We start from the raw sequence: 16,684 nt of genomic DNA, 5'->3' as shown, positions 1-16,684 counted from the left end.
GGGTATCAATTAAAAAATTTGTTTAAAAAAGGAGTTTATTATATGGTACTATCAAAAATTAAAAATATGGATCCGGTCAAAATGGTTCTTATGGCTGCATTACTAGGAGTGTTTATAACAGTTTTATCTGTTCCAGACGTATTACATGCTACTGCAACCACAGCACAAGTGAAATCAAAGTTAAAAACAGGAGTTACAGCAATACAGGGCGTAATAACAGGACTTGTTGTAGTCGTTGGGATAATAGCAACACAAAAAATAGTTGTTAAACACTTACCTTCAATTGATGATCCACACGTAAAAAATGAAATGTGGAAAGCAATTGGTGGAGTAGTGTTAGCTGTTATTGGTGGGGCAGCCTTAATCTGGATTGTTCCTTGGATTTACTCATTATTTGCATAATCATTTGGTTTAAGAAAGTTAGATTATAGCTTATATAATTTAACTTTCTTTTTTATATTTATTAAGAAAAGGAGGTTCTTATTATGCATGAAGAAATTAAGAATGCTTTGGCCGAAATAATTGGAGACAGGAGCATTAAAGGAAGAGAGTGGTTTTTTCCTAAAAATGTTGATAATAGATATAAAATATTCGCAAATATGACATTAAAAGAAATTTTAAAGTTTATTCTCCCAGCTGCTGTTTTATCTGTAATTGTAGCAATTATTCCACCATACTCTGTTCCTCCTTACTCCAATTTGATTTTTTGGTTTATTAAGTTAATTGTAATTGCAATTATTTTTAGTGTTCCGGTATTCTATGTCAATTACAGACCAGTAAAATATCGAGATAACATTCGTACACAGGACTTCATAAAAGAGTATCTAGAATACAAAAAAATGAAAAAGATGTATTTCATAAAACCTAGAAAAAAACCTTGGGAGAGTGAAATTATTGATTGAGAAAGAGAAATATATTAATGACTTAAGTCCAATTCAAGGAGTATATTCTGATTTTGTTTTTCTAAAGGAATATGCACTTGTTTCTATAATCAGAGTACAAGGTATTAATATGGATTTGCTTTCAATGTATCAGCAAGATTCATTATTTGACGAGTATGGGGCTTTTTTAACTCAAAATGTTCATTATTATCCTCAAACTGTATCTATGAGTGTCCCTATTAAGATAGGAGATTACTTAAGAAAATGGAAAAAACAATATCTAAGGTCAATGCATGATCCTAATTGCCCTGAAAAACTAAGACAACTTAGAGCGAGCTACTTATATGAGTTCCAATTAAAAGAAACAAATCTAGAAATGGCTAAAAAGGAGCACTTTATTATCCTTAAAGAAAAACTAAAAAAAGGGACAGTAGAGTTCCTTGAAGAAGCAGAAAAAAGACTCCGCCAAAAAACCGAAGAGGTTAAAAACTCTATTCATCAAGTGTTAGAACAATACGATGGGGAAGAAGAGGTATTGAGTGCAAGCGAAGCCTTAAAAGTATTACATCAACTATTGGATTATAAAATGTCAATCTATGAATAAGCAAGATGTAAACCATCAAATACTTATAAGGGAGGCTAAAAATATTGAAACCATTATTATCTTTTTTAACAAAAGAACAAAATAATACGGTAAAAGTGAAACAGATAGATGAAATTAAACACCTAGTGGATAGTGAATCAATAGAAAGTAGATACCCCTTTGTTTTTGAATTAAATAGAGAATATATTGCAGCTGGAGGAAATTATATTAAACCGTATGTGATTGTAAGTTATCCTAGTCAAGCAAGAGGAAATTGGTTATCACCGTTGAAGAAATTAAAAGGGAATATAACAATAAGTCAATTTATTGATCCAGCAAATGGGGAGCAATTAAATAACTATTACAACGAAACTATTAAAAATAAAGAAGCTGAATTATTAAGGACCTTGGATTATAAAAAACAGGAAATTATAAAGAGAGAAATAGAGACAGCAAAAAAGCAGCTTGCACAAGCTCTAGATGATCGAAGTAGCTATGTTTATTTATATACTTACATTTTAATTCAAGCTAATACATTAGCAGAATTGAAATCATTAGAGGAAAATTTAAATAGGGTCTTAATTAAAGTAAGTTTAAAAGGAATGACCCCTCACCGAAAAATAAATGATGCCTATTGGTCCTGTTTACCTATAGGACAAAATTTATTAAAAGAATACACTTATGCAATGACTAACTCAATAAGCGCAAGTTCTTTTTTTCCCTTTGATGATAATGAAATATGCGACTTAACACCAACGTCTACTATAGAGGGAATAAACAAGGAAACAAATTCATGGATTGCTATCGACTATAAAAATCCTAAGAAAACTTTAAATAGAAATAAAATAGGGCTAGGGACTTCCGGTGTAGGAAAGTCAACATATCAAAAAGTTTCCTTTTTCAAAGCTGCAGCTGAAGGAGAAGATGATATTTATATTATTGATCCTGAAGATGAATATAGTCCTTATGTTCGAGAATTAGGTGGTACAGTAATCGATGTTTCTAGTGCTAGTAATACTAGAATTAATCCTTTTCAAATTTTCTCTAATACCTTAGTCGATAATTCAGATGATGATGGTGAAGAAATAAAAATGGATGAAGTTTTTATTGAGGGTTTGATCAAACAACGTATTCAACGGATGAAGGGTTGGTTTAAATCAATTAAACCAGGAATGTCACAAGTTGAGATTTCTATAGTTTCCTCAGAAAGTATAAAGCTTTATACAAAATTTAGGGAAGTTAAAGATATAAATAAAATGAAGGTTGAAGATTGGCCAATCCTGGAAGATCTGCTTAATTCATTAGATCATATGAGAGTTAATGACCCTGATAAATTTGAAAAAATTGAGGATTTTTATTTTATACTTGAAGATTATGTATATGGCTCTAGTACATTATTTAATGGTTATACAAACATTAATTTAGACAGTAAAATTGTATCTTTTAACTTAAAACCTTTACAAACGGAAAAAGATGTTCAAAGTGCTGCATACTTTAATATTTTTAACTACCTATGGGATATTATTACAAATAGTCCTCAATCTGTACAATTATTTTGTGATGAATTCCATTTTTTATTGCTTAATGAAGAAAGTGCAGATTTCTTCTTTCAAGCTTATAAGCGATTTAGGAAATATAACGCTGGTGCAACAGTTACTACACAACAAGTAGAAGACTTGTTAAAAGCTCCTAATGGTATTGGTGAAGCCATCATTGGAAATAGTTATACAAAGGTTATATTTGGTTTAGAGGGCCGGGAAGTGGATGTACTAATAAATAAATTAAAAATCCCATTTAGTGAAAAGGAAGTAAATTTCTTAAGAGCTAAGAGACAAGGTGAAGCTCTTATTATTTATGGTTCTAAACGGGCATTTTTACAAGTAAAGCTAACAATGGAAGAAATGAGATTATTAAATCCTAAAAAATATAAAGAAACAACTAATCAGGATCCTTTTATACAACCCGATTGGAAACAGCAAGTCTTTTTATCTCCTAATGAAGTTAATCAATTCTTAGATGAGCTAAGAAAAGAAGGAGAAATTTATTATGAATAAAATCTCAATGATAGATAAATTAACTCTTTATCAAAATAAAACAGAATATAAAGTTGAAATAGATGAGAAGTTTTCAAGTATTGCTAGTTTAGACGAACTAGATGATTTAGAAAATTCTTCATCTGTTTTTTTTGATGTTTTATCAATAGGGAAACAGGGGAACAAAATTTTTATAGTTTATGATGTCCCCAAAGAATATGAATCATTTAATAAAGCAAAGAGATTCGAAAAATTGTTACGGCTACAATTAGTTCAAAAATTGTTGGAGATAAATCCATTATTTGAAAGTGAAAACAAAACTTATTTAGACTTAAACAATATTTTCTTTAAAGATTTTAAGACTATTAAATTACTTTATAGATCAAATGGAAAGATCCCCTATCATTCAGATGTTGATGCATTAGAACAATATAAATTATTTGTTTTAGGATTTATGAGTGAAAAATATCCTTATAAAAAGTTTGTTGTTAATAAAGATAGTGCATTGAAAAAGGAAAACAATAGCTTCCTTTTTGCAGTAAATGCTGCACAGTCATACATTGATTTGAAAGATGTAGTTGAGAAAGAATTAAATAAAACACAAAATGAATATTATAAAAAAATACAATTTAATGTTGATAGTAAGAAGAAAGGGAGAAAGAGAAAAATAATATTATCCCTGTTTTTCATTTTTATTGTTTCCTTATTATTTGTAGGTGGAATGAAACAAAAAGAAGTAGCTGTAGCGAAATCATACGAGAGTCAGATAGATGCTATGAAACTTGATCAAGAAATATATCAAGCTACTTCGGAGCATAATATAGAAAAAGCAATAAAATTAATGAAAAAACGTGGTGATAATAAATCAAAGATTGCAAAAATGCTGGTTGACGTTGGACAGTATGATGAAGCAATAAAAATGGATAAAGATGTGGAAGAATCAGTTATATCCAAACTATATGCTTTAGGCGAAAAAGATAAAATCCTTTCATTAAAATCTAATTCAAATTTTATAGAAACAGAGAAGGATATTGTAAGATATAATATTGATTCTTTAGATTCCAGTATTACACTAATAACTAATAAAAATACGTTAAAAAGATTAGGGCTTGCCTATATTGAACATAACAACATTGATATGGCTAAAGAGGTAGAAAATAGATTGAAGGATAAAGAGTTAGGAAATTATATAAAGAAAGCAGAATTAGAGGAAAAACTTGAGAAATATAATAGTGAACTGTATACATTAAAGGAAAGTAAAAAGGGAAATAATTCTGATAAAATAAAATCTATTAATGATGACATTATTAGTTTACAAAAAGAACTGATTCAATTAGAAGAACAAATGGGGATTGACAAATAATGGACGTTGCTTCAGTAAAAATAATGTTAACAATTGGCCAAACAGCCTATAAACATCGCAAAAAGATAGTAGTTGCTATACTATCTTTTTTTTTATTGATTATTGTTGCAGTAAGAGGAATTATAAGTGATCCAGGTAATACCGGTACTGCGAAAATTAATGATAATGTGAAGGTTTGGCAACCTGTGGTCGAAGAATATGCAGAAAAATATGGGATTGGTGATTATACAGAGACTATCTTAGCTATTATGATGGTGGAATCTGGAGGAAACGGTCCGGACATTATGCAAAGCTCTGAATCCATAGGTTTACCACCTAATTCAATATCAGACCCTGTTCAATCAATAAAGGTAGGAGTCCAACATTTAGCATCTGTTATCAAAGATGCAAAGAAAAAAGGATTAGATTTTTGGACGCCTATACAAAGCTATAACTTTGGTTCCGGTTTTAATAATTACGTTGAAAGTCATGGTAAACAATATTCTTTTGATTTAGCTTCTGGATTTGCAAAAAAACAAGCGAACGGTAAAAAAGTAAAATATGAAAATCCTATTGCTGATTTTAATGGGAATTGGAGATATGCATATGGAAACATGTACTATGTCATGTTAGTTCAAGAATATCTTAGTACTTCTTCCGATATAGGAAATGCAGATGCTTCATATCTTGGCCAAGATAAGTATAAAAAATTAATGAGTGAAGTGCAGAAGTATAATGGTTGGCCATATGTGTGGGGCGGATCCAATCCAAATGTCGGTTTCGATTGTTCAGGTCTGGTCCAATATAATTATAGATTAATTGGTTATAACCTACCTCGGACTGCAGCAGAACAATATAATGCTACCGTTCGTATATCCGAACCAAAGCCTGGAGATTTAATTTTCTTTAAGGGTACAAATTCAAGTCGTCCTTCCTCTGCTATTACTCACGTTGGTATATATATAGATAAGAATAGGATGTATGATGCGTCTGATTCTGGAGTTGGTTATAGTACTTGGAATAGAGGATATTGGAAGACTCACTTTGCAGGTTTTGGAAGAGTGGTTAAGTAGCAATAAATGAGCCATTACCCTTTGGAATGTAGGGAGTTAGGAGGTATGTCATGTTTAAAACTAAATTAATCTTCGGAATGTCTATCGCTTTGGCCATTTCGTTATTTGCAAATATTGCTCTTGGTTTCAATGTTTCTAATGCAGCTAATGTAGCTAATCAAAAAGAAAAGGAGATCGAAAAGTTAAAGCAAAATGGTAGGGAAAATAGTAATTTACAGATAGATGAAAAAACAACGCTGAGCACAGATGTTGACTTGAACAACACCAGAATACTTATCGAAAAATTCTTCAAAGCTCAATTTGAATATAACACAAACACATATAAGGATAGATTTACCAAAATAAAAGAATTTGTGAATAACGAAGTGTACGGTCAACTTACGGCTGCTGGTATACCAGAAACACCAGGAATAAAATTCGAAAACAAAATTAAAGACTTGCAAATATATTTCAATCCTGAACTTCAAGGTACTTCTGGATTAGTAGTATTAGAATCTAAGTATACTGTAGATAAGATTAGAAACCCACCAACCACTCAAATTTATAGAGTTTCCGTTGGGAAAGAAAATGGACAATATAAAATAACTTCACTTGAATTATTAGGTACTTTTACTGCAATAAAGGAGAGTTGATTCTAAATGAAATTTAAAGTGTTTTTATTTACCCTTCTATTTATTTTTCTATGGTATATGAGTATTTTTACTGCAGGATTTCTACCTTTTATAGCTAAGCATAAAAAGGATTTTTCATTAGAAGTATTAAATCAATATATATTAGATATATTATTACATCCTTTTAAAAATATTATAGAAATGATTAGTGTAGCTAACCCTTTAGTTTATATCTGTATGGGAGCTGCATTTTTTATTTTTATTTATATCCTCATTAAAACAAGAGGAAAAAACTATGAAACTGTCGGTGAAAAATATGGTGTTCAAGGTTCCTCAAGATGGGCTAAAAAAGCTGAAATTTTCAAAGTTCCTGAACAAATAACAATTGTTCCAAGTATAGATATGTATGCTGAGTTAAAGAAAACATTAAAAAATAATAGTAATTCGGAATATATAAATGAGGTGAAATAATGGGTGTAATTGAAGAATCAAATATCAGTGGTATCGTCATGGGGATTAAAGATGGAAAGGCCTTAATTCAACATGAAACAAGCAAGATAGCAAATCGAAATTACTATGTTGTCGGAGGACCAGGCTCTTTTAAAACTCAGTCGTTTGTTTTAACAAATATGATTAATATAACAGATTGCAGCATTGTTGTTACGGACCCAAAAGGTGAAGTATATGAAAAAACAGCAAAAATAAAAGAAGCACAAGGGTATGAAGTGAGAGTCGTGAATTTCAAAAATATGGCGTTATCTGATCGATATAATCCATTTGGATATGTAAGAAAGGATTTAGATGCCACAACGGTAGCTAATACCATTGTTAGTGCAAAAAATGATCCTAAACGAAAAGATATCTGGTTTAATGCACAGTTAGGATTACTAAAATCACTTATTCTGTATGCAAGAACTGAATTTGAACCCAAGAAGCGAAATATGGAAGGAATTCTAGACTTCCTACAGGAATTTGATCCTGAGGCTAATGCCGATGGAGAAAGTGAACTAGATGATATCTTTATGTCTTTAGATAAAAGACACCCTGCACGAAGAAGTTATGAATTAGGATTTAAAAAGTCACAAAAAGAAACGAGAGCTAGTATTATTATTAGTTTGCTTACGACAATTGGGGACTATGTAGATGATGAGGTTTCCAGTTTTACTAGCTGTAATGACTTTTTCTTTGAAGATATCGGAAAAAAGAAGGTAGCACTTTATGTTTTAATCCCTACAATGGACTCAACTTGGGAGGGTTTAATTAACTTATTTTTTACTCAAATGTTCCAAGAACTTTATTTATTAGGAGATAAACATGGGGCTAAGTTACCGGTACCATGTGTTTTTTTATTAGATGAATTTCCGAATCTAGGACGATTTAATAATTATGAAGAGTTTCTTGCAACGTGTAGGGGATACCGAATAGCATGTTGTACAATCTTACAAAATAACACTCAATTGATGGATAAGTACGGAAAAGATAAGGCTGAATCCATATTAGGGAACTGCGCAATTAAAATTTGCCTTGGTAACGTGAATGAAACTACAGCAGCATACTTTAGTAACCTAATGGGGAAAACCACTGTTAAAGTTGAAACAGGAGGAAGTTCCATATCAAGAGGTGGAAAAGGAAGTAGTTCTAGTAGCTCTAATTATTCGTATTCCCAACGTTCCTTAATGAATGCTGATGAAATATTAACGATGGATGAAAAAGAGAGCATTGTAATTATTGCTGGTAAATATCCGATTAAGTGTAAAAAAGCAATTCAATTTGAGATATATCCAGGACTCGTCGATGAATACGAAGTTTCGCAGATGGATTATAAAAGGTCATCAAGTGAGGACGTTAAGCGCTATATGGAAGAGCAAGAACGTCTATTTTTTTCAAAAAAGGATAATGAATTAGTGGCTAAACAAGAGGAACAAATTAATAACCAAGAAATTGCAGAAGAAGAGCAAAAACAAGCAATAGATTTAGCAAGGGAAAGAATAAAAGCTTATCAGGAGTCTTTCGGTGTAATTGACAATATTAGTAGCGATAAAAAAGAAGGTAGATTATTATGAGTTGGCTAACTGGAAAACTTAGTGATGTTATCACTGGAACACTGAATGATTGGGTAGAAGAGTTTATGAATTTCCTTCTATCCTGGATAAATAAGTTAGTTTTTTCTTTACCAAGTAATAAATTTGCTACTACTACTGTAAATTTTTTTATATGGTTCGCAAGTATATTTGCTATAGTAATAGTCTTATATAAGATTATTGAATATATCATAAATACTCAAAATGGTACACAACAATATCCTCTTGATGAAATACTGTTAAGGGTAGTCAAAAGTGCTGGCGGTATGTTGGTTTTACCTTGGATCTTAAAATTTGTGTTTGTCGATATTGCCTTGCCTATCGCAAACTATTTTGCAGCTGCAGGAACTGATTTTAACGGAAAAGGAGGATTTAAAGCAATTGAAAGTGCATTAATGGCGGCACAGTTAGGAATATCCGGTGGTGGAATAGTGTTGCTTGTTCTATTAATCTTCTTTTTATTTGCATTTCTTATGTTCTTGTATTCTGTTTGTGTGTTTTATGCTGATTTTATCATAATGCAAATACTAACGGCTCCGGTAGCGTTATCAATGATTGCAGATGATAATAATTATTTTCAGGTTTGGTGGAGGGAGTTATTATCTCAAGTAACATCGTTACTTATAAAACTATTTCTAGTTACGCTAGTAATAAATATCCTTTTTACAGGTGGAAATATTATGCTGGCTATTGGTGCCGGGGCATTAATAATTAAAACACCATCTGTATTAAAAAACATGTGGTATGGTGGAGGCGGTACAAGAGGGATATCAAGAGGTGCCGGTTCGGCAGTTTCCATGTCATCGAGAATGTTACTGACGAAGTTTTTAAAATAGATTTGGTAAATGGTAGGGGGTGATTCTTTTGTTTCTAATTCTATTCAAAAGAGTAATTGGGGCAGATGATTTCCAAATTGAATTAGAGAAACCATTGAAGTTTACAGTGGCTAATCAGTCATTAAATGAATTTGCTCAAAAATACAAAACGACTGGCAAGATAATAAAAATAAAATATCGAATTTTAGATGCGGTAAATGGTGATACATTATTTAATTCGAACATTACCATAAATCAAGAGTTTGATAATCTCTATTCTGAGATTAAAAATAATGCAAGTGCTCCTAAATCTGTGGTCGATTTTATATATAAAATTGAAAATGGAGAAATACTAGAAAAAGAGATCTTTAGTATTGAAGAAAAAGATAGAGAACAAAAAGGTGAATTAGAAAAGCTTGAAATTGAAAAACGTAGTATACTGCAGAACATTAAAGCTCAAGAGAAGGAGAGCCAATTAAGAGAAGAAGAATTTCAAAAAACAATGGATGCTTTACATCAAGAGATGATTGATATTGAGCAGAAATTAGCATTAAAGGAAAAAGAAGAAAAAGCTAAAGAAAAGGAACGTCTTGAAAGGCTAAGTGAATTAGAAAATAAAAAGAAAAAGGCAGAGGAAATTGCGGAACAAAAAAGGGAAGAAGATAAAAGGAAGAAAGAGCAGCATGAAGCCAGATTAAAAGAGTTAGAAGAAGCAGCCAATGAAGCTACATATCAACTTGAACTAATTCGTCGTGAGCTTAAAAAGAAAGAAGCTGAACGTCAAGCAGAACTTACTGAATTGGAGGAAAAAAGAAAGGAAGCTGAACGTCAAGCCCAATTACTTAAAGTAGAAGATAGTAAAAATGAGATTTTATATAAAACAAAAAAAATAGATTTACAAAAGAAAAGAGATGTTGAAGCAAACATAATTTCTGAGGTCAATGTGTCACCCGAATTACCAAATCTTGAAGGTTCTGCTACTTTAGATAAACGAAAGCTACATTTAGAAAATGTTACATCCGGCATGATACGGTTTGCAAAATTAATTCGAAACCATATTAATTCTAATTTAGAGGCTAAAAGAGAAAGGCAAAATATCAAATTACAAATAGAAAAAGCTAAGATTGACTTTATAGCTGAACTACAAAAAGATAAGTTGGAACAAGAAAAAATGTTAAATAAGGAGCGCATAAAAAGGGAGAAAGAAAAGGCTGCCTTGGCTCGGAAAGAAAAAAGATTTCGAAAGGAAATGCAACAATACAAATTCCATAATAAGAAGTTAAGTGTGTTTAAAAGGTTAATAATACTTTGTCTTATAATAATTGCAAGTAAATATATGTACGATTCTTACTCACCTTTTACTGAATTAGTAAATCATATTTGGTCCGTTATAGTAGATAGCAAAAGTAAATATTTTAATTAAAGAGATGCATAATTTTTATGTATCTCTTTTCCATTTTGAAAGGAGTTTGTAACAGATGTACGTAGATGAGGATAAAGTAAAAATTGCAAATAACGTATCTATTGTTGACTATCTTCAATCGATTGGAGAACCTTTAAAAAGTGAAGGGAACGGTTATTATCGACACAGAGACCACGATAGTCTAGTGGTAAATGATCGAAAGAACTTCTTTTCCTGGAATAGTCAAGGTGTATCCGGAAATGCTGTTACTTATCTAATGAATATGTACGATATGACTTTTCAAAATGCAGTTTTAAAAATTAATGAAGATATAGGTCAATATAAAATTAATAAACATGAAAGGAAGGAACCTGTATATCCCTTAACATTCGATTATAAGGTCAAAGAAGTTAAAACGACTGAAAATATACGACATTACTTAATTAAGGATAGAAAAATTGATGAAGAAATAGTGAATCAACTTATTCAAGCTGATTATATAGTTGAAGATATTTATAAAAATGTAGTGTTTAAATGGAAAGAAAAAGGTGAAATAATAGGTGCCAATTTACAAGGTACAGTTATTATTCCTGAAGAAAAAAGAATTAGACCAGACCGCCCTTATTTTAAACATGTACTACCTACAACAAAAGAAGCTACTTTTAACGGTTTCAATATCAGTAAGGGATATCCAGAAAATTTATATTTCTTCGAATCACCCATTGATCTATTGAGTTATTTATCTTTAAAGAGGCATGAGTTACGTAATTGCAAATTAATAAGTATGGATGGACTAAAACAACAAACTGTTCTTGCAACTATTAAAAGGGTAAGAGAAGAATTAAAGGAATATAACAGGGATATTTCTTCTATAAAACTATGTGTTGATAATGATGCTGCAGGATTGGATTTTATAAAGAAAATGGAATCATATCAATATAAGAGAATAGATAAGAACTTGGTGGATATTAAGACCGATATACCTTATCTTCCTAAAGGGGAAGTAAAATGGGATTGGAATAATGAATTAAAAAGTATTCGTTCTTTTAAAAAAAAACATGAATCAGAATTAAGTTGTAAGATGTTGGGTTAAATTCTCAGTGATAAATGAAGCGTATTGAGGGTCTATTTTTATATTTAAAAAGGATCCTTTTTTTATTAATAATAAAACTAAGAAATGAGGTATTTTTTATGGAATTGTTTGTTTGTGAAAAACCATATGTGGCAAGAGAGTTAGCAACAGCTATATCAAAAGGTTATGAGAGTAAAGAAGGATATTGTGAAGGAAAAGATGGGAAAATTTATACGTATGCTTTCGGGCATTTAGTAAGTTGCGTTATGCCGGAGGAAATTAACCGTGAGTGGGGATGGAAGGGTGATATTTCGAGCCTTCCGTTTTTTATTCAAGATATTCCTTTAAAAGTAATTGATGATCCAGGAATCAAAAAGCAGTATAACACGATAGTCAAACTCATGAAAGAAGCATCCATAATTTATATAGCTACGGATGCAGGAAGAGAAGGAGAACACATTTTTAGAAAGATATATGAGCTTAGTGGAGTAAAAAAGCCATTAAAACGATTGTGGATTCAAGATATGACTAATGAGGGTATAAACAAAGCGTTTAAGAATTCGAAAGATGGAAAGATGTATGAGGGTTTAGCCCTAGCCGGAAAGTTAAGAGAAGAATCCGATCTATTAGTAGGACTTAATGCAACGCAGCTGGTAACTAGATTAAGTGGAAGTTCTAATGTTCTAAGTTTCGGTCGTGTTCAAACTCCAACATTATCAATGGTTGTAAACAGGGACAAACAAATCGAAAACTTTTCGAAGACAGTTCATTATTCTATATGCGCCAAGGATAAGTATGGTTCAAAATTTGAACTAGTCTTAGATAAAGATAACTATCTTACAAAACAGCAAGCAGAATACATTAAGAATTTATTAGGGAATAGAACCAATCTCAATGTCTCAACTCAAAATAAAAAAGAAAAACCCGAAAAGTTATTTGATTTGACTGAATTACAAAAGTTTATGAATGAAAAATATAAATGGAGTGCAGATAAAACATTAAACATTACTCAAAAACTATATGAAAAAAAATATGTAACTTATCCTCGTACCTCATCGCAGTATATTGCGAATGATTCGGAATTACCACAGTTACTTCAGAAACATTCATCACATGAATGGGTCAAAACAATTATTGACAACGGTTATGATATAGAAAAATCCTTTGTGAATCCTGAGAAAGTTACTGATCATGAAGCAATTATTATTACATCAAAGGTTGCTGAAAATATAAGTGGAGATGAAAAAACTTTATATGAAGTTATTTTTACAAGATTTATTGCTGCTTTCTATCCACCGGCAATTAAGGAAGAAGTAACAGCGATATTTAATGATGGAGAATACAAATTTCAAGCAAAGGAAACAGCACTTATTGAATTAGGATGGAGATTATTGATTGGGGATGAACTTCAAGAGAGTACCCTAAAAAATATAGGATTAAGAGATGTGGGTGAGTATTTTATAGTCGAAAAAGAAACTAAACCACCAAAACGTTATACAGAAGCAACCTTACTACATGATATGAAACATGCTGGAAAATTCTTAGATGATGCTGAAGATAGGAAATTATTGAAGTCAGTAGAGGGAATTGGGACAGTTGCAACCAGGGCATCCATTATAGAAACATTAGTAAAAAGAGGATATATTGAGAAAAAAGGGAATAACTTAATTTCAACACCATTAGGTCGAGAAATTATTGGTATGATGCCAGATTCATTTTCCTTATATAGTGTTAAACTAACTGCATTCTTTGAAACCTTGCTTTCTGAAATTGAACGTGGGGAAATCAATAAACAGGTTTTCTATAATGAATTGGAAGGTTTAATTAAAACGATATCCAGTGAAATAAGAAGTCATACAAAAAAGGTATCTGTACCAACGAAGGAAGTTATTGCTTTATGTCCGAAATGCGGTAAAGAAATGTACGAAAATACTAAATCATACTATTGCTCTGGATATAGTGAAGGCTGTAAAGTAAGCCTTTGGAAAAATGGATTAGAGAAACTTGGAAAGAAAACAATTACTAAAAAGGAAGCCAATAAATTACTTTCTGGCAAAGTAATCAGTGTTAAGCTTAAGAGTAAAGCAGGGAATCCATATAGTAAAAATGTCATCTTCAATAAAGAAAAAGGATGGGTAGAATTTGCAAAATAAATTCTACTCATTTTTTTATTTTATAAAGAGGTATTACTTAATTAAAAGAAGGGAGCTTATTTATGAACAAACGACAAAAGAAAAAGAGGAACATTTTGATAGATCATAATGAATCTCTTGAAGCATTTGTAAAATCCATCTTAATTGAAAAAGAAGAATTTGACGTAGATATTTATGGTTATATTGTGAGATTTACTGAAGAGGAACCTGTTTGGAGTATATTTTTATGCAGTAAAATTAAGCAAAAAACTTATTATTATGGATACTACCCTTTGAAAATTACAAACATGATTGATTTTACAGACACATTGACTTTATTCGCTAAAAATAAAATAGAGCTTATTGTAAATACAGACAGTTATTTTTATGAACCTACTAAGTCTATGCAAGAAAATCAAAGCAATCTATTATTAGAAGAAATTAAAGTAGATACAGATAATACATTAATTAAAGATAAAAAAATGAAAAAATATAGATTAGGTTATGATTATTTGTTTTTACCTAGTAAATCATTTTCTTATAAAGAGGAACTTATTGGGGCTATGAGTATTAATGTATTATTTAAAGTTATTGATGATGATGGAAATGAAAAGTTATTTGAATCAGAAGAATTAAAAGATCAAGTAACTAATCTTATTACTGGCAAGCAATGTTATTTATATGAACTGTTTAGATGTTCTGTTGATAAAGAAAAAATAGTAAGGTTTGATCCTAATATCCCTTTGATAAAAGACTTCAAGTACTCATTACAATTTGAGATAAATTCTTATACAAAGGATTTAGATAAAGGTACATTAGAACCTGTATTTATTTCTGAAGCTGAATTTATGGAAATCATGAGAAATAATTTTGATTTATTTGATAATGTAGATAATAATTCTGCGCAAACTACTTCGTATTTTATACAAGAGATTAATCCCTAAAATGATATATTAGGGATTTTTTTGAAATTTGCAATCTCTTACGTGTGCAGAGATAATAAAGTTGTTTAATTTACAATAAGGTCATTTAAAAAATAATATAGTTGTTTAAAAATCCTTCTTCCACTAAAGGGGCAGGATAGTACAATAAGGATTTTTGGTAAAGATTGTAGCTCGGATTCTATATAAATAGCAAACAAATAATCTCAAAGAATAAGAAAACCGACACAATATAAATTGGTCGGTTTTTTCTTATATAGATTAAACTCTACGTTGATGCGTTGGGATAATACACTCAGGCATCATGTAAGAATTAATCCATCTACCTGCACGAAAATGCCCTTTTACAGGGTGTGCAGAACGGATGTGTTCTCTGACTGTTGTCATAGTCCGTTTCCTCCGGTTTTTCAGATTTAGGAGGCATACGGTATGTAGAACTTATGTCACATTTTCTTGATGTTCTATCTTAAAAAGCATTTTCCATTTGCTTTTTTCTATGTTCTTATGATATTCTTGTAACTGCGAGGAAACAAAAGTATCAAAGAGTGACAAAGTGGCTACATCTGTACACTCCCACTCCTAAGTATAGCAGATATTGTGTTTTTTTGTCAATTTTTTATTTATATTGACATGAAAACGCTTACATAATGTAGTAACCCGTGAAATAAAGACCTTGTTTTAATTTAGAAAAAAGGTCTTTATTTTGTAACTGTTGAGACTACAACTTTTTCGGAGAGAGTTCCGAAGAGTCATTAGTATTTCCTTTTATGCCTACTGTATCTATCTATTTTGATGATACAGATGGTCATTCGATAGAATTTATTGCAATTTTGTGAAAACACGTTCTTAAACCATCGGGTGCTTTAGTTGAAGAAGAATTAAACAACTTTATTATTCATTTTTTTAATGTAAACACATTTATATGAATAGAAATTAAACAACTTTAAGGAGCCTTTCTGCAATAAAATATTGCAAGGCTCCTATCTTTTAAAACAAAATTCAATAACTTTATTATCACTAAACATTACGAAATTAAAAATATCCATATATAACCTATATTATCAATTTTATAAATCGATATATTAAATGAATATAAGTTAAGGAGGATGTTGTTGTGATTTTTAATTACGCTAATAGTGGAGATATTCTATATGGAGTAGAGATTTATCGTTTTAGATATAACGGTCGTGCTGCCGCGGATATTAAGATATTAAATATGATAGATGATAGTGCTTTTATTTTTGAAGTAGAAATTGAGGATAATATAAAACTACAACGTGCCAACATAAGAAATTTCGGAATGGATAATCGTGAAATTAGAGAAATGTTGGGTGTAGAGATTAATGAACCCATAAAAGATAGAAAAGAAGCATTGCAAATGGCTATTGATTGGACTAGCTTTATATTGGAGGAATTTAGTGATATATCCACTAAAATTCAAGATAATAATTATAGATAATTACTAAAATTAAGTTAATTAAACCAAGGGATATTTTGCTCCCTTGGTTTTTTAATTATCGCATAAAATATTTTTGTTCAATCAGGGTACACCCTGTACAAACAGAAGAGAAACTAGTAAAATTAATATATAGAAATGTTCAAATAGGGTTGTTCAATGATTAATAAAAAATTAAGGTTATAAAATTAGTGCAATATCTAAAGTAAGGTTGAAATTTTTTTATATTTCAAAATGTAAAGTTACTTAAGAAAATTTTGTG

16 protein-coding genes are annotated in these 16,684 nt (G+C 30.6%); 15 read left to right on the top strand and 1 reads right to left on the bottom strand.

Going from position 1 to position 16,684, the window contains the following annotated elements; genetic code table 11:
- The first annotated feature begins 42 nt into the window (after positions 1-42).
- The 14 genes from CWO92_RS21185 to CWO92_RS26160 all read left to right on the top strand — a co-directional run bounded on the left by CWO92_RS21185 (position 43) and on the right by CWO92_RS26160 (position 14,969).
- A complete protein-coding gene (locus CWO92_RS21185) occupies positions 43-402 on the top strand; it encodes a CagC family type IV secretion system protein (RefSeq protein WP_101356196.1) in 360 nt (119 codons plus the stop codon).
- Positions 403-485: 83 nt separating this feature from the next.
- Positions 486-902, top strand: coding sequence for a hypothetical protein (locus CWO92_RS21180; RefSeq protein WP_101356195.1), 417 nt, complete (start codon positions 486-488; stop codon positions 900-902).
- The gene (locus tag CWO92_RS21175; RefSeq protein ID WP_133120597.1) at positions 886-1,485 is read left to right on the top strand and encodes a TraC-like domain-containing protein; all 600 of its coding nucleotides are present in this window, start codon (positions 886-888) and stop codon (positions 1,483-1,485) included. Before CWO92_RS21180 ends, CWO92_RS21175 begins: the two co-directional genes overlap by 17 nt.
- A 44-nt stretch (positions 1,486-1,529) precedes the next feature.
- Entirely contained in the window at positions 1,530-3,518 is a 1,989-nt protein-coding gene (locus CWO92_RS21170; RefSeq protein WP_101356193.1) for a VirB4 family type IV secretion system protein, read from the top strand.
- Positions 3,511-4,860 carry a type VII secretion protein EssB/YukC gene (locus tag CWO92_RS21165; protein ID WP_101356192.1) on the top strand — a complete coding sequence of 450 codons (1,350 nt, stop codon included), beginning with the start codon at positions 3,511-3,513 and terminating at the stop codon, positions 4,858-4,860. The genes CWO92_RS21170 and CWO92_RS21165 overlap by 8 nt, the downstream gene beginning before the upstream one ends.
- Positions 4,860-5,912, top strand: coding sequence for a bifunctional lytic transglycosylase/C40 family peptidase (locus tag CWO92_RS21160; RefSeq protein WP_199256858.1), 1,053 nt, complete (start codon positions 4,860-4,862; stop codon positions 5,910-5,912). Before CWO92_RS21165 ends, CWO92_RS21160 begins: the two co-directional genes overlap by 1 nt.
- A 50-nt stretch (positions 5,913-5,962) precedes the next feature.
- Positions 5,963-6,544 (top strand): hypothetical protein, encoded by a 582-nt coding sequence (locus CWO92_RS21155; RefSeq protein ID WP_101356191.1) that lies wholly within the window; start codon positions 5,963-5,965, stop codon positions 6,542-6,544.
- Positions 6,545-6,550: 6 nt separating this feature from the next.
- Complete coding sequence (locus CWO92_RS21150; RefSeq protein WP_101356190.1) at positions 6,551-6,994, top strand: hypothetical protein; 444 nt, start codon at positions 6,551-6,553, stop codon at positions 6,992-6,994.
- Complete coding sequence (locus tag CWO92_RS21145) at positions 6,994-8,586, top strand: VirD4-like conjugal transfer protein, CD1115 family (RefSeq protein ID WP_101356189.1); 1,593 nt, start codon at positions 6,994-6,996, stop codon at positions 8,584-8,586. The genes CWO92_RS21150 and CWO92_RS21145 overlap by 1 nt, the downstream gene beginning before the upstream one ends.
- Complete coding sequence (locus tag CWO92_RS21140) at positions 8,583-9,440, top strand: conjugal transfer protein TrbL family protein (RefSeq protein ID WP_101356188.1); 858 nt, start codon at positions 8,583-8,585, stop codon at positions 9,438-9,440. Before CWO92_RS21145 ends, CWO92_RS21140 begins: the two co-directional genes overlap by 4 nt.
- 28 nt (positions 9,441-9,468) lie before the next feature.
- Entirely contained in the window at positions 9,469-10,842 is a 1,374-nt protein-coding gene (locus CWO92_RS21135; protein ID WP_101356187.1) for a coiled-coil domain-containing protein, read from the top strand.
- Positions 10,843-10,897: 55 nt separating this feature from the next.
- Positions 10,898-11,914 (top strand): DUF3991 domain-containing protein, encoded by a 1,017-nt coding sequence (locus CWO92_RS21130; protein WP_101356186.1) that lies wholly within the window; start codon positions 10,898-10,900, stop codon positions 11,912-11,914.
- Positions 11,915-12,012: 98 nt separating this feature from the next.
- On the top strand, positions 12,013-14,046 hold the full coding sequence (locus CWO92_RS21125; RefSeq protein WP_101356185.1) for a DNA topoisomerase: 2,034 nt from the start codon (positions 12,013-12,015) through the stop codon (positions 14,044-14,046).
- Between the two features lie 62 nt (positions 14,047-14,108).
- Positions 14,109-14,969, top strand: coding sequence for a hypothetical protein (locus tag CWO92_RS26160; protein WP_233269733.1), 861 nt, complete (start codon positions 14,109-14,111; stop codon positions 14,967-14,969).
- A 258-nt stretch (positions 14,970-15,227) separates the two neighbouring features.
- Here the strand turns inward: CWO92_RS26160 and CWO92_RS26375 are convergent, their stop codons facing one another.
- On the bottom strand, positions 15,228-15,353 hold the full coding sequence (locus CWO92_RS26375) for a hypothetical protein (RefSeq protein WP_268877611.1): 126 nt from the start codon (positions 15,351-15,353) through the stop codon (positions 15,228-15,230).
- A gap of 727 nt (positions 15,354-16,080) precedes the next feature.
- Between CWO92_RS26375 and CWO92_RS21110 the strand changes: the two genes are divergently transcribed.
- Entirely contained in the window at positions 16,081-16,425 is a 345-nt protein-coding gene (locus tag CWO92_RS21110; protein WP_101356184.1) for a hypothetical protein, read from the top strand.
- Positions 16,426-16,684 lie beyond the last annotated feature (259 nt).

It is taken from the genome of Heyndrickxia camelliae (assembly GCF_002844575.1).
In the GTDB taxonomy this organism is placed as follows: Bacteria; Bacillota; Bacilli; order Bacillales; family Bacillaceae_C; genus Margalitia; species Margalitia camelliae.
The sequence above is the reverse complement of the archived record's forward strand: the minus strand, read 5'-3'. Positions and strand labels throughout refer to the sequence as shown.